Below are 14,071 nucleotides of genomic sequence, written 5' to 3' on the forward strand. Positions count from 1 at the left end.
CGTCCGCGGGCCACGCTGAACTGGCACACGCCTCTGGAAATCCTTGCTCAGATTCTGGCTAACCCCACGGATCGCGCTCCTGTTCAGTAACCCGCGAGGTGTTGCACTTCGCCCTTGAAACCGCCGCGATGTGGACATGGGTCACGATTGGCAGTTCGATGAGGATTGGGTGAGGCTGACTGGCTGTGCCGCCAGCGGAGGCAGTCCCGACCTGCCCCGGAGGACAGGTCGGTCTGTCATGTGTGCGCTGCATGCGTGGTGCAGGCAGGCCGTCACCGCGCGGTCGCGCAGTGACACATCGCGTGTTACTCGGTCGCGGCCGTTTGTTGCTCGGGCTGCGGTGCTGCGTCGGCCGGTGCTTCCGCGGTCGCCGGCTGCGGCGCGGCAGCAGCCTGCGCTTCCACCTTCGGCTGCTGCGGTGCGCCCTTCGCCGCTTGCGCGCCGCCCTTGTTGCCCGGACGGCGCGACTTCAGCCGGCGCGCACGCGCCGCGTCGTCGTGCGTCACGCGCCCCGCTTCGTTACCTTGCAGATCAACCCGCACCGCGTCTTCGACGAGACACGACCAGTAACGATTGCCGCGGCACCACGTGGACATCGCCTCGCGCAGCTCGGCCTCGCTCAGGCCGACAGCTTGCGCCTCGCGAGCGAGGTCGTCCCAGATACCGACCTTCAGCGGCACCTTCGGAGCCGGATTCTTGGGGAATGCGCGCGGGAAGCGGCGCTGCAGTTTGCCGATCGCGACGATGACCGGATCGACCGGCGTCGACGGCTTCGCCGAAGCGGGCTTCGCGCCGGACGACGCTTTGGCCCCGGCACCCGATTTGGCCCCACGAGCGGGCCGGTCGCCGGACTTCGGCTTCGCGCCTGCGTCCGGTTGCGTAGCCGGTCGCTTCGCGTTGCGCTCCTGCTTGGCCTTTGCTGCGAGCTGCGCCCGCAATTCGGCAAGTTGTTCAAAACCCATAAATTCAATCCACCAGGAATATAAGGTGTGGTTCGTGCAGCCATTCCGCACATCGGCGTTCGCCGCATCGCCTGCGGCTCGTCTGCCACCGACGCGGATCATTGCGGGGCCGCATCGCCACCACCACTGTTTCAGGCACCCGGCCACGATGCCGGATAAAGGCAGGAGTGGAAGTATACCGGTACGCGCGGCAGTCGGTTGACTCACCGGTTCGCATTTGACGGATCCGATGGAAAGGCAATGCGTCCGCGCGGTCGTGTTGCGCATTATGGCGGCGTTTTCGCGGTGGATCGAGACTCGCGTTACGTAGTGTCGTTACGGGTCTTTCGGCTTCAGTGCGCCAGTCATGCGATGCATCGGTTATTCCACAGTACGAAATGGCGAGCAATCGTACGGATAGCGAAGACGTCAGATTCTGCCGATTCGCATCGTCCGAAAGACCGGGCTTTCGCATACGATGAGCGTGGCGTGGCGAGTGTGCATCGATCTCTGCCGTCAGGCTATTAGTTGCGACCGCATCGATCGTCGAGCGCATGCCGGCATCGGAACGTGCGTAGTATTGGCCGGATCGACAGCGTCGGCGGTTCGCCGTGGCCGGCTTCACGACGCGCTGTTCAGCCGACGACATCGCGGTCGAATGCAAAATGACCCCGGCCGTACGACACGGAGCGAATACATGAATCCCCGACACGACCTCCCGCACGACGGCATCACGCGCGAAGAGATTCACTATCGGCAGATCGACATGCGCGGCTATCGGCGCAGCGACGGTCTGTTCGAAGTCACGGCCTGTCTCGCGGACCGCAAGACGAGCGATTTCACGCCGCCCCGCGGCACGCGCACCATCGCGGCGCTGGCGCCGATTCACGATCTCGGCGTAACGCTGGTCTTCGACACCGACATGATCGTGCGCGCGATATCCACGTTCATCAGGTCGCATCCTTATGCGCAGTGTCCGGGCGGCGGCGACACGCTGCAGGCGCTCGTCGGACTGCGCATCGGTGCCGGGTGGAACAGCGAGGTCCGCAAGCGTCTGCCGTCGTGTGACACGTGCACACATCTGAAGGAAATTCTCGGTCCTGTCGCGACCGCGGCCTATCAGACGACGGTCGGCGCGCGCCCGTCGTCGCTGAATTCGCGAGGCGACGACGGGAAACCACTCAAGATCGACAGCTGCCATGCGTATGGCGCTTCACGCGATCTCGTGAAAAGCCTGTGGCCCGAATACCATCGGCCGCCAGTGTCGACAAAGGCTGACTAAGGTATCGACAATCCACGGGTGCAGCTGTCGCAAACGGCAATGCGATTCGCACGAGCGATGTCTCGCGCAAAATGCGCGTTTCGGGAATTCGCTGCAATCGGCGCCAGACGGCAGGCGTCGCGCTCGGGTCGTTGCGCGCTGCCGCAGCTCCGCTTCGGCCGACTTGATCGCCGGCAATCAGAACACGCCGAGTGCAAGACCCGCAGCGAGCCCCGCGCCGATCTCCGCGCAGCGCGCGAGATCCTCGCTGCCAATCGTCTTCGGCGCGAGGATCCGCTCCGGCGTTTGCGCATGGGTGCAGATAATCAGACCCGGCGACACGTTCCTGAGCCGCCATCCGGTTGCGATCCGGTCGATCTGACGCAGCGCGTTCTGTCCGTCACTGCCCGCGCAGATCATCGCCGCATACGGGCGACCGTTCACGCGATCGAGCGCTGCGTAGTAACAGCGATCGAAGAAATCCTTCATCAGCCCGGACATCGCGGCGAGATTTTCCGGCGTCGCGAACAGGTAGGCGTCGGCGGCGAGCACGTCGTCGGCGCTGGTCGCATCCGCACGCTGCAACCTGACGTCGACGCCGGGTTGCGCGCGCGCAGCAGCTGCGGCCGCTTCGGCCATTTGCTGCGTGCCTCCGGTCATCGTGTGGTAGACGATCAACAGCGTCTTCATCGGTTTTCGCTCGCGTTCGGTTTCATTTGCGCCTGCCGCATGCGTCGGTACGGCTCAATCCGGCTACGTCGACGTGTGTAACGGTGCCTGCGTTCGCCGGTTGTCGAATGGCGCTTTCCTCGAGGCGGAGGATGAGGCTCGCGTTGCAGATATCGACGCGACTATTCCGCATCGCGCGACGCGCGGTCAGTCTTGCACTGTACGTGACACACCGGCGTGATCCGCGCGCGCGTAGTACGCAAGAAACATGTCGGCAGCCGTTTCCGCGACCTTCTGTTGTTCCTGCACGCCGAGCGGCGGCTGGCCCATCGTCACTTGCGGCCAGAACGCGAACGCTTTCACGATCCCGTGCAGTTGATGCGCGGCAAATACGGGATCGGTCACCGACAACCGGCCAGCCGCCGCGGCAGCACGAATCCAGACCGTCACGTCTTCTTCGCGCTCGCCCATGCGTTCGACCATGTCGCGCGCGCGCTCCGGCGAATGGATGGCCGCACCGATCGCGACGCGGGCGAGTGCAAGAAACGCTTCGTCGTTCAGCAACCGCAACTTGCGGCCCAGCAGCGCGATCAGTTGATCGCGCAGCGGGACGTCGGCGCAGTAGGCCGGCGCGCCGGCGGTCAGCGTTGCGTCCCACAGCTGATGCAGGATCGCCGCGAACAATGCTTCCTTGCTTGGGAAATGGTTATAGACGGTGCGCTTCGACACGTCTGCGCGAGCAGCGATGCGATCCATGCTGGTCGCGTCGTAGCCGGCCGCGAGGAATTCGTCGATCGCCGCGGCGAGTATTGCCGCACGCTTTCGGTCGGTCAGCCGTTGAGGGGAAGTGCTCGTATTCATTCGAAAAATTTTACACCCCATAGTTTACTTTTTGCAGAGATAAACTACACTGTTCGGTGTACTTTATTTTCCGGACGAATCGACATGGCTTCGCCTCTCGTATTTCTTCATCGCATGTTAGGTTTCGCCGCCGCCAGGCGTGGCCGCACCCTGTCCGGTGAGTCGCCGCAGCACAACGGCGAACGCTTCAGCAACGTTGCACCACGACCGGTCGAAGGCTTCGGTAAAACGCTCGGCATTGCATGGAACATGCTCGTCAACAAACCACGCAACACGGTTCCGACAGGCGCATTGCCCATCGATTCACTGACTCGCGAACAACTCGACGCAGCCCCCGACCGCAGCCTGTATCGGCTAGGGCACTCGACGCTGCTGTTGAAACTGCGCGGCGAATTCTGGCTGACCGATCCCGTATTTGCCGAACGCGCATCGCCGTTCCGGCGCATCGGCCCGAAGCGCTTCCATGCGTCGCCGATCGCGCTCGCGGACCTCCCGCCGTTGCGTGGCGTGCTTCTGTCGCACGATCACTACGATCACCTCGACCGTGACACGGTGCTCGCGCTTGCAGCCGCCACCGGCGTGTTCGTCACGACGTTGGGCGTCGGCGACCGCCTGATCGAATGGGGTATCGACGCAAAAAAGGTACGCCAGCTCGACTGGTGGCAAAGTGTCGAAGTCGATGGCCTGACGCTGACCGCGACACCGGCACAGCACTTCTCCGGGCGCAGCTTGTTTGACGGCAACAGCACGCTATGGGCGTCGTGGGTCATCGTCGACGACGACCTGCGGGTGTTCTTCAGCGGCGATACCGGCTACTTTGACGGTTTCCGGACAATCGGCGAACGGCTTGGGCCCTTCGACGTGACGCTGATCGAGACCGGGGCATACGACCCGCAATGGCCCTACGTGCACATGCAGCCGGAAGAAACCGTGCAAGCGCACATCGACCTGCGCGGGCGCACGCTGATGCCGATTCACAACGGCACGTTCGATCTCGCGATGCACCGTTGGCAGGAGCCGTTCGAGCGCGTCACCGCGTTGGCAATGGTGCGCGGCGTCGAGCTATCGACGCCCAGGATGGGCGAGCGACTCAATCTGGATGCACCGCATCGCGGCGAACGTTGGTGGCGAACGGTCGATGAGCCAGCAAAGGCTTCCGCAACGAAGACGCGCCGGTGGCAGCAGCTGTGCGCATCGCAGGCGACGAAGTAGGTTCGTTGGCCGCGGCGGTTTCTGGACGGGAACGCCGCGGCGGTGAATTTTCGTTGTGGTATGCGACTTAGTAGCGGACTCTTTGGGCGATCGTCGGTGACGATGATTAGTCGCCCCCGCTAGCAGACATCCGGAGAAGTGGGAGATACACCACCGGTGGCGATGCGCTTCATCCTCTTGACGCAAAGTCTGTAGATTCTCCTTCAGTGGCATTGTGATGGACACCGGCAAGACGCATAGGAAACGGGCGTCCGAGGCCGTCTACAGAATCCGCCTTCGCTCAACGCCGCCTGCGTGCGCGTCGCAAATGCAATATCGACCAGACGCCCGCTTCAATTTCCCCGATGCCGACAGGCTTGCGATCCGGCACCGTCGCCGCAGCGCGTTGTCACGTGACAACTAGCGATATAGAACTCGCAACACCTAGCAAGTCCCTGCTGGTCGATCCACGCGATGTCTTGGATCGCCAATAGGCCGATCGAACTGCGTGTCGACCCAAGAGATTTGTATCATATACCACAAAACACGTTTTATTTAACACAGCGTTGTGTGGTTCATCATCACCTAGGCACGATAACGCACGTCAAATTCATGCGCCCCTATTTCACCCGTCGCGCGCGCTCGTTTGGCGTGAAACAACGTGAAGAAAGTGGCGCAACCCATTGCTAGACAAGGGTTTCCGAATGCCCACCTTTTTTCGGAATTGTTTCACGCTCTGCTAATTTGCGCCATCTCTCCTCGCCGACGCCCAGGAATTTGCGCCCCAAAGCCCATCGAGAACGCGTGACGCAATGCTGACGCCCTCGACCGTCGGAGTGGCGGCCAACACAACAAGATGCGATATCTGTCCCGCCCCTACCCTATGTCATCGTCGTTGCCTCTGGATGTCGAATCGCCTCTTTTATTGGGGCCATATCATATCGTCAGAATTAGTGTGCCTCCGCAGGATAGAGACACGCGCGGCGCGGGCATGCCTACCCAAGACATCAACCGGCTCGACCAGCATCGATCGCTGACACATCCCCGGCTAATCCAGCACCTCCTCATAGGGCGACACCGAAGATGCGGCATCAGTGTCGAGACCCCCACTCCGGCATCCATCCATAACGGTTGTCACGTGACAACAACCCGATGGTTTGCGCATAAGTGACCTGGACCCAATCGAACACGACCAACTCATATATTGCACGGATTTCTTCGTACCCGTACCGTCTACAGTGGTTACGCTAAGGCAAGAGATGTGTGCCCAAAAATCAACGCTTGGGTGCGTTGTCACGTAACAACCCGCATCAGTGCCAGTGCCAGTCGTCGTATATGAATGCAGGGCGCCACAACGAGAATCGAGGAAGAAGAAATTGTCGGCATTACCATCGCGCGTCGTGTCTGCATGCTTCCCACCCAGCAGAATTGAGGTTCTAACCCGCCAAATCGGCTTGTCACGTGACAACTTTAGATCCCGACGCAGCCCAGAGCGGTTCACAAGCCGATTGCCAACTTGCGCCGGAATTTCCAACGATGGCGAGACCGCATCCGGGATCAGCACTGTGACCCATGGTCACTATCGACGCTGAAGTCATTAGCACCTTACATCTCGAATGGAATGTCATATGTTTTATTTCTCATTCGCGTTCGAATTACAAGTAACTTTCTAGCCATTTGATTAGCTTGTCACGTGACAACAACATCTATCCGAAAATCCTTCTGTCCATCCAATACTTTTCTGGACTTTTTCGTAATATATGCATATATTACGAAAACTCCTTGGAGGAATTTAATGGCTTTCAAGATCGCCGTCAGTAATCAAAAAGGTGGTACTGGAAAGACCACCATCTCCGTCAATATCGCTGCAGCCTTCGAGGCGGGTGGCAACAAGGTCGCCTTGATCGATGCCGACCCTCAAGGCACATCGGTCAGATGGGTGACGAGCGGCGAAAACACGCTGCCGATGACAGTTCTGTCGTTGGCCCCCGCCGGCCGTGGCATCGGCGGCGAGATCAAGAAGCAGGATGCAAATTTCGATGTGATCGTCGTCGATTGTCCCGGCAACCTCGAAGACCCTCGCATCGCATCCGTGCTCGAAGTCGCCGACTTCTGCCTCGTGCCGCTGTCGCCATCGCCGGCCGACCTGTACAGCACCGTCGCGATGATTCGTATGATCGAATCGATGCGTGCCGTTCGTAACCCGAATTTGTCTTCCGCGCTGATGCTGAATAGCGTCAATGGAAAAACTAAAATGCGAGAAGAAATTTTAAAAATTCTAAAGGCTGAAGAAATAGGGGAGCATCTGCTCGACAGTCAGATTGCGCAGCGCGAGGTCTACCGGCAGACATTTGCCCTCGGCACCACGATCCATCATCACAATCGATACCTGAAGGGACTAAAGGAAGCCCGCGCGGAAATCGAGAGACTGGTCACCGAAATGGCCCAATACATCGCGTCGACGCGCGCTACGGGAGCCGCTCATGGCTAAGGACACATCGAAAGACAAGAAGCCGACTGGCAACCTGCATCTCGCAGCAGGCTTGCTGCGCGGGCTCGCACAGGAAAACGCAGCGCTGGAAACGCGCCTGCCCGAGCCGACGCCCGCGTCGAATCCTCCCGTCGAAGCCACAACCCCCGTCATCTCGACCGCCGTCCCCCCATCCGACGCGCTCGATCTCGGCGCGCCGCAGAAGGTTGCGGTCAAGGACTGCATCCCGAACCCGTTCAACCCGCGCGTGTTCTATTCCGAGTCGAGCCTGCACGAACTCGCACTGACGCTGAAGCGGGAAGGGCAGATCGAGCCGATCAAGGTTACGCGTCTTCCGGAATTTCCCGGCAAGCTCGTCGTGATCGACGGGCAACGCCGCTTGCGCGCGACGAGCATCAACGGCGACGAGACGATCAACGCGACGTTTCGCACGGACCACACGCCCGAGCAGCTCTACACGATCGCGTATCGCGCCAACCACGACCACGAACGCCAGACCATCTTCGACGATGCAGTCGCATGGAAGCGTCTCCTCGACGAAAAGGTATTCCCCGACCAGAACACGCTCGCGGAGAAGATCGGCAAGGACAAGGCATCGATCAGCAAGACACTGTCGCTGAACGCACTGCCGAACACACTGCTCGAACGGATGGCCAGCGCGAACGATGTGGTCGGGCTGCAGGCCGCGTACTTCCTGAAACTAATTTTCGAGCGCCTGGGCGAACCGGCTGCCGACCGTCTGCTCACGGCGGTGATCGACCGGAAAAAGTCCGTGCGCGACCTCGAGAATTTCCTACGCGCACAGAGCGACGGCAACAAGAAGACCGGGCGCACGCGTTACAGCGTTCGCCACGATTTCGCGCTCGAATCCCGCGCGATCGGCCAGTTGAAGACCTATCCGGACGGGCGTCTGGATCTGCAACTGAAGGGAGTCGATGCGTCCCACCAGGAAGCGCTCGCCGACCGGCTCAAGAGCGTGATCGACGCATACGTCGCTGATCTGGCGGTAGCCGCGCAAAAATAAGAGAAGGCGTCCAAAGCAAAGGCCTCGCACCTGCATGGCACCGCGCGGCCGGATGAAGTCCGGTGCACGGCGCATGCCAGGCTGCGAGGCCTTGATCAGTTGGTCGCGAGGCTGCTTTTCAGCAGGAATTCCAGCAAGTCGTCCGAGGTCGGTTCGCCCCAGGTATCGAGCGCCAACCATCGGAAGAAGCTGGTTTGCGCCAGCTTACTCGCCTTCTTCTTCGGCGACAGCGTGAGATCCTTCGAACCGGCCACCGTTTCGTTGTAGCGCTCGATCAGCTTGGTCTGGTCGTCGATCTCCAGCTCGCGGAAATACGCGCCGGCTTCATCGACCTTCGCCGCCAGGTATTTGTCGCGAATCTGTTCCTGCTTGCTCTGCCCGGATTCCTTTGTCGGCGCGGCCGTTTCGGTCCCCTGACCGTCGGCCAACGTATAGCCGTGCGTCAGCGCCTTGCGGAAATACGCGGCCACGTTGTCGACCGGCGCTGCGTTCTTCTTCGTAGTCCGATTGAGCGTATAGGCGATCGCCGCCTTGATGCGCTGCACACCGTACTGCGTGATCAACCGGCGCGCTTCCGAACGCGGGATGCCGAACTTGGCGACCTCGTCAACGAGTGCTTCGTTCTTGACATCGCCTTCCTCGACCGTATCCGCGCTCTGCTTGCGCGTCACCTTGAACTGTACGGCCTCCACACTGCGACCTGACTTGTGTTCGATCAGCTCGAGCGTATGGTCGGAAACTTCGTTCACCTCCTGAATGCATGGCACCAGGACCTTGCTCTTGAAGAGCTTGTACTCCTTGTACGACTGCGACGCCTTGTCCTGACCGAGAATGAGGTCGCGGAATTTCGGCAGCGGGATCTTTGCCGTGATGCCGATCCCCTCGTAGCGCACCGTGTTTTCCCAAAGGGCAAGCGAGTGCGAACGCCGAAACTCGCGCGCGATCCGCATATCGATGAGCGCGTAGATTTCCGGATTGAGTAGCTCGCTGCGAATCTGGTCGGAGAAGCTGTACTTCAGCACCGATTGCTCGAGCTCGGCGCCGGCGAGCAGGCCCGACGCCTTCCACACCGTCGAGCGATCCGCGGCAAGGTAGTCCCAGTTGACGACGGTACTGATCAGCGAGTTGACCGTATCCTTCACATACTTCGTGTTGTTGCTGTTCAACCCGCTCTCATGCGACAGCGCGGCGATCGAGATCGAGAAGCTGGTCCGGCCGGGTTCGAACGCTTCCTGACGAAGGGCGTTCTTGATCAGCGAGCTGAACATCTTGCGCTGCTGCAGGCCGATCTTTCCGGACTTCGGAGCGATATGAATTGCCTGGACCGCCTTGCGCAGCAGATCGGGGGGCTCGGGCGTCTGAAATAGCGAAACCTGCTTGTCGGAGCCTTTGATTGCGGGCTTGCGCGGCATCGTGATGTCCGGAGAAGGTGACCGTATTGATGGCGGACTTTATACCTTTTCGAGTTATCGGGCAATGCCTTCTTCTCCAGTATCACTTCCAATATCGCCGATAACACCGCGTCTTAAAAGGAAAAATTCCATTTTTACGATTTGTGCGGAACCCCATATCCATATACCTTTCCGCCAAAATCAGCTCCCAAAACCTGCTACCTGTGTGGTCTGTAGCCAGAATCCGGCACGGGACTTGCCCAATTGAAGGTAGCCATTCATGGGAAATAATCCGGAAGAACGGGATCGGTGAACCCGATTCGTGGTGCCCTGCAACACGGTCTGCATTCCCCCATAACACACTACCTTTAGCACATCCCATGAATGGTTACCTATCCCGATCCTCCAACTCGGCGTTTTGCCTTCATCTGCGCTCGGCAGCCGAAAATACCTCCCATGAATGACTACCTTGGGATTTCCCCACAGAAGGTTACCTTTCCGCCGGCCTGATACTGTTTATGGGACCCCAGTTCCGAGGGGACAAGCAGGACTAGATCATTCTGTCCGCGACGGCACCCATAAACGACTACCTGGAATCCATCCCATAACCGGCAACCCCACATGAAATGCTGTGCCCGCCACCGTAGACGAATCAGCAAGGACGCACCATAAATGGGTACCAATAGATTCCCCCCATAAAAGGTTACCTGAGGCGTTTTTGGGCCAAAATCCCATAGCAGGCTACGCGTGCCCCATATCCACAACCCCCATTTCCCACAGCGCGGTACCCGATTCCCCAAATCCACAGACCTGAAACCCCATACCCTTCCGCCTGTGCCCCCATAAATGGGTACCGAACACCTGTCAAACCCTTGCCAGACAAGGCTGTGAGCCGTCTAAAAGTAGTTAAAGAAGTAAACGTGGTTTACCAAAGATGTAAACACACGTGTGCCTGTGCAGAAAAAGCAACCCCATAAACCGCTACCAAAGCGAACCTGTGAGGCTCGACGAGCACAGCAATTCTGGGCCTAAGGCCTGTGGAACCCTCGATCTCGGCCTTATTTTGCAAGCGTCCCAGGCCTGGCAAGGCTCCCCATGAAGGTGAGTACCTACTAACAAACACTCAAACGTAGAAACTTATGGGAGGAAATCCCCGCTTTCAGTCCCCAGGTTCCCATCTATGGGATCGAAAAATGGCCCCCAGCGGTATGTTTCCCATCCAGGATTACCCGCAGACTACGGCCGCTGCGGCCAACAAGGGAGTGCCGCCGGTTCTCGTCATGGCAGTGAGAAATCATCGGAATTCATTCTCAAGCGGTTTTTTTAGCGTTCGAGTCGGTGCTTCCGTGGAAAAGTCTTCGACTGTCACGTGTTGGTCTGTCTGGGGCTTTCTGCTCGATGACCCGTGCACAGACGAAATGGGCTGGCTCTTGCACCGGTCACTCTCCGTCGCGGTTTTCTACCTTTGAACCGGCATCGGAATTGCCACTGTGTCTCGACCGGCGCGACGAAAACCCATCGCTGTGCCGAGCGAGACGCCAACCGCGCCGCTAGATAACAACAATCCTGGCAACTGCCTCGAACGTGAAGCTGGCGCCATCAATATGGCTCACCCTCATCGATCCCGTGCTCGAATCCCGAAAATTCTCACCGCCCGAAGTTACCGCCTCCTGTAAAAGCTCACCTACAAGGCGTCTGTCGGACGAACAAACCATGCACGCGACGCCCCCGTACCAGATGCGATCACCCGATGAAAAAGCTGTGAGGCACGCGCGCAGCGCCTGATGTGTCGCCGTCGTTGCCGCATAGACTCGAGACTCTTCGCGACGTCGGTACGATGACTAGCGTCGCGCATTCGCTCATACGACCATTAGCGTGGTGCTCGTGCCAATCGTGAACGAATGCCTATCGAAGCGTTCACCTTGAGCGGCGGAGGTCGTCTCAACCCGCAAACGTCATCTCCCACATCTGGCGACGAATAGAACCGAACAGGTAGCCACGCGTGCGACGATCGGTTACCCGATCGTTCGCATCGTGTCGACGTGCGGGGAATGCGGCAGGCTCGGTACAGAATGAAGCGTGGTCGTTTATGGGAGGAACCGTCGTTCGCGCGACAGCGAATCACAACATGGCGCACAGGTTCGCGATTCCGTCTCGTATCCCGCTCGTGAGGCGACGATCGCGTTGCGCGAGCAGTAGATTCCACGGGTGAAACAGTCGGCGTCGCGCGAGTGCGTAAAGCACCGAAATCGATCTCATCCTCATCGGCAATCTGCACCGTATCGGTGGAACGATCCGCTTCGTTACACGGTTGCCGCGGTCGTGCACGTTGCGTGATTCCCGAGCACGATGCATCACCTGGCCCCTGCGAAACGCGGGGCGGACGCGCGCGGAACACATGACGATACGACGCCCCATACGCGTATTCCCAACAATGTACGCATGATGGCGCCACATTTTTTTCAACGCGGTTATGATGCAAAGGCCCTGACCGCGACATGAAGACCGACCAGGGGCAGGGGCGGTATCTCGATGTGCTTTCACTCCGTGACCAATCAGAAAAGAGAGTTCAGCGATGCGAATCCAGATCAAAAAACTGACGCTGGCTGCGACGGCAGCCGCGTTCCTCTTCGGCTCCGCCGCTCCGGTGTTCGCGCAGACCGACGCCAGCGCACCGGCCGCATCCGCCGCATCGGATGCGAAAGCCGCGAAACGTGAAGCACGCAAGGCAGCACGGGCAAAACGCAAAGCCGAACACAAGGCAGCGCGTGCGAAGAACAACGCCGAACTGAAGAAACTCGAAGACGCTGGTTACAAGCCGGCGGCCAACGATCCGAACTATCCGCAGAATCTGCAGAACGCTCAGAAGAAGGCGGGCGAAGCCGCTGGCGCAAGCCAATAAGCGTTCCCCCACGAGACAAACCCCGGCGCGAGCCGGGGTTTGTCTTTTCTGCTGCCGAAACGCGATGCGCGACCGGTCACCATGGAGGCGTGGTATCCGAGTAAATTGATTCGATATCCTTTGTTTCTTGGTGAGGTGAATGCCAACTCGATGCGTTTAGTTTTCCTGCGCTCCTTGAGCGACACGCCCCATTCTGCTTGTTCAGTCTCAGAGGAATCCTACGGATTACAACAGATCGTAAGATGAATCACGAGGCGAGAAGCGAACATTCTCGAGCAATACCACTCCGCGCAAAGGCACATGAACCCCGCACCAATCGAGCCGGTGCGCATTGCGTAACGACTGTCGCCGACATACCGGCTTGATCAGCGCCGCGCGTCCGCCGTTGCGTTCCCCGTTGCTTTCAGCCAGTCCTTGAATGCCCGCACGGCTTCGTCTTCCGCGCGTGCAGCCGCCACGTAAGTGAAATAGCGCCACGGCGGTAGTGCCGGTTCGATGAACGGCTGCACCAGCCGGCCTTCGGCGATGTCGTCCGCAACGAGGGCGATCGGCCCCATTGCGACGCCGAGGCCGTCGAGCGCGCCTTGCAGCGTCAGATAGAAATGCTCGAGCGTGAGCGAATGCCGCGGCACCAGATTCGCATGCCCGGCCGCCGCGAGCCACTCGGGCCACATACCGGGGTACGTCGCCGCATGCAGCAGCGTGAAGCCGGCGAGATCGGCCGGCGTACGCAACGGCCGACCCTCGAGCAGCTTCGGCGCGCATACGGGCAGCCGGATTTCGGATAGAAACTCTTCGGCAACATATCCGTCGATCGCCTGCGGGCCACCGCGGACGATCAGGTCGACCTTGTCGCGCAACTTCTCGATGGGCTCGTTCAACGTCGACAGCCGCACCTCGATGGCCGGATGCGCAACCTGGAACGACGACAGCTTCGGCACGAGCCAGCGAAGCGAAAACGTCGCGGGCGCGCTGACGCGCAGCACGCGCTGCTGCCCCTGGCCGAAATGCTGCGCGGTGGCGAGCGCGATCCGGTCGAACGACGCACCGACCTCAGCAAGGTACATGCGACCGGCGTCGGTCAGTTCGACGCGCCGGTTGTGGCGCTCGAACAGTGGTCGGCCAAGCCATGCCTCAAGTTGTTGAACATGCCGGCTGATCGCGCCATGCGTCACGCACAGCTCGTTGGCGGCGAGCGTGAAACTGCCGAGGCGGGCCGCGGCTTCGAACGCGCGCAGCGAATTCAATGGAGGGAGTCGTCGGGCCATGCATCGTTTCGCGTGAAATTTACTCACACGACTGCTCAGATTTAATCGTTTGATCGGATGATCCTGCTCCGC

The 14,071-nt window shown here is 59.8% G+C and carries 10 protein-coding genes; 5 read left to right on the top strand and 5 right to left on the bottom strand.

What is annotated here, in order from left to right:
• Positions 1-305 precede the first annotated feature (305 nt).
• A complete protein-coding gene (locus tag HWX25_RS30150; RefSeq protein ID WP_175912176.1) occupies positions 306-962 on the bottom strand; it encodes a ProQ/FinO family protein in 657 nt (218 codons plus the stop codon).
• Between the two features lie 676 nt (positions 963-1,638).
• Between HWX25_RS30150 and HWX25_RS30155 the strand changes: the two genes are divergently transcribed.
• Positions 1,639-2,223, top strand: coding sequence for a DUF2889 domain-containing protein (locus HWX25_RS30155; RefSeq protein ID WP_175912178.1), 585 nt, complete (start codon positions 1,639-1,641; stop codon positions 2,221-2,223).
• A 177-nt stretch (positions 2,224-2,400) separates the two neighbouring features.
• Here HWX25_RS30155 and HWX25_RS30160 read toward each other — a convergent pair whose 3' ends face one another.
• Together HWX25_RS30160 and HWX25_RS30165 are read right to left on the bottom strand one after the other, a co-directional pair.
• Positions 2,401-2,892 (bottom strand): NAD(P)H-dependent oxidoreductase, encoded by a 492-nt coding sequence (locus tag HWX25_RS30160; protein ID WP_059697429.1) that lies wholly within the window; start codon positions 2,890-2,892, stop codon positions 2,401-2,403.
• A 186-nt stretch (positions 2,893-3,078) separates the two neighbouring features.
• The gene (locus tag HWX25_RS30165; protein WP_175912159.1) at positions 3,079-3,732 is read right to left on the bottom strand and encodes a TetR/AcrR family transcriptional regulator; all 654 of its coding nucleotides are present in this window, start codon (positions 3,730-3,732) and stop codon (positions 3,079-3,081) included.
• Positions 3,733-3,816: 84 nt separating this feature from the next.
• Between HWX25_RS30165 and HWX25_RS30170 the strand changes: the two genes are divergently transcribed.
• The 3 genes from HWX25_RS30170 (at position 3,817) to HWX25_RS30180 (ending at position 8,438) form a co-directional block, all read left to right on the top strand.
• Positions 3,817-4,944 (top strand): MBL fold metallo-hydrolase, encoded by a 1,128-nt coding sequence (locus HWX25_RS30170; RefSeq protein ID WP_175912180.1) that lies wholly within the window; start codon positions 3,817-3,819, stop codon positions 4,942-4,944.
• A 1,774-nt stretch (positions 4,945-6,718) separates the two neighbouring features.
• Entirely contained in the window at positions 6,719-7,414 is a 696-nt protein-coding gene (locus tag HWX25_RS30175; protein WP_011879640.1) for a ParA family protein, read from the top strand.
• Positions 7,407-8,438, top strand: coding sequence for a ParB/RepB/Spo0J family partition protein (locus tag HWX25_RS30180; RefSeq protein WP_059820741.1), 1,032 nt, complete (start codon positions 7,407-7,409; stop codon positions 8,436-8,438). Before HWX25_RS30175 ends, HWX25_RS30180 begins: the two co-directional genes overlap by 8 nt.
• A gap of 95 nt (positions 8,439-8,533) precedes the next feature.
• Here HWX25_RS30180 and HWX25_RS30185 read toward each other — a convergent pair whose 3' ends face one another.
• Entirely contained in the window at positions 8,534-9,850 is a 1,317-nt protein-coding gene (locus tag HWX25_RS30185) for a replication initiation protein (protein WP_175912160.1), read from the bottom strand.
• A 2,554-nt stretch (positions 9,851-12,404) separates the two neighbouring features.
• Between HWX25_RS30185 and HWX25_RS30190 the strand changes: the two genes are divergently transcribed.
• Positions 12,405-12,731, top strand: a complete 327-nt coding sequence (locus HWX25_RS30190) for a hypothetical protein (RefSeq protein ID WP_063553135.1) — start codon at positions 12,405-12,407, stop codon at positions 12,729-12,731.
• Positions 12,732-13,096: 365 nt separating this feature from the next.
• Here the strand turns inward: HWX25_RS30190 and gcvA are convergent, their stop codons facing one another.
• On the bottom strand, positions 13,097-13,999 hold the full coding sequence (gcvA, locus tag HWX25_RS30195) for a transcriptional regulator GcvA (RefSeq protein WP_175912161.1): 903 nt from the start codon (positions 13,997-13,999) through the stop codon (positions 13,097-13,099).
• Positions 14,000-14,071: the final 72 nt, after the last annotated feature.

This window comes from Burkholderia sp. BCC1640, from assembly GCF_902833125.1.
Classification (GTDB): Bacteria; Pseudomonadota; Gammaproteobacteria; order Burkholderiales; family Burkholderiaceae; genus Burkholderia; species Burkholderia diffusa.

Excerpts from the sequence above, each read along its gene's own strand:
- gcvA (WP_175912161.1), bottom strand. The coding sequence starts at position 13,999 with ATGGCCCGACGACTCCCTCCATTGAATTCGCTGCGCGCGTTCGAAGCC.
- HWX25_RS30190 (WP_063553135.1), top strand. The coding sequence starts at position 12,405 with ATGCGAATCCAGATCAAAAAACTGACGCTGGCTGCGACGGCAGCCGCG.
- HWX25_RS30185 (WP_175912160.1), bottom strand. The coding sequence starts at position 9,850 with ATGCCGCGCAAGCCCGCAATCAAAGGCTCCGACAAGCAGGTTTCGCTA.
- HWX25_RS30165 (WP_175912159.1), bottom strand. The coding sequence starts at position 3,732 with ATGAATACGAGCACTTCCCCTCAACGGCTGACCGACCGAAAGCGTGCG.
- HWX25_RS30150 (WP_175912176.1), bottom strand. The coding sequence starts at position 962 with ATGGGTTTTGAACAACTTGCCGAATTGCGGGCGCAGCTCGCAGCAAAG.
- HWX25_RS30160 (WP_059697429.1), bottom strand. The coding sequence starts at position 2,892 with ATGAAGACGCTGTTGATCGTCTACCACACGATGACCGGAGGCACGCAG.
- HWX25_RS30170 (WP_175912180.1), top strand. The coding sequence starts at position 3,817 with ATGGCTTCGCCTCTCGTATTTCTTCATCGCATGTTAGGTTTCGCCGCC.
- HWX25_RS30180 (WP_059820741.1), top strand. The coding sequence starts at position 7,407 with ATGGCTAAGGACACATCGAAAGACAAGAAGCCGACTGGCAACCTGCAT.
- HWX25_RS30175 (WP_011879640.1), top strand. The coding sequence starts at position 6,719 with ATGGCTTTCAAGATCGCCGTCAGTAATCAAAAAGGTGGTACTGGAAAG.
- HWX25_RS30155 (WP_175912178.1), top strand. The coding sequence starts at position 1,639 with ATGAATCCCCGACACGACCTCCCGCACGACGGCATCACGCGCGAAGAG.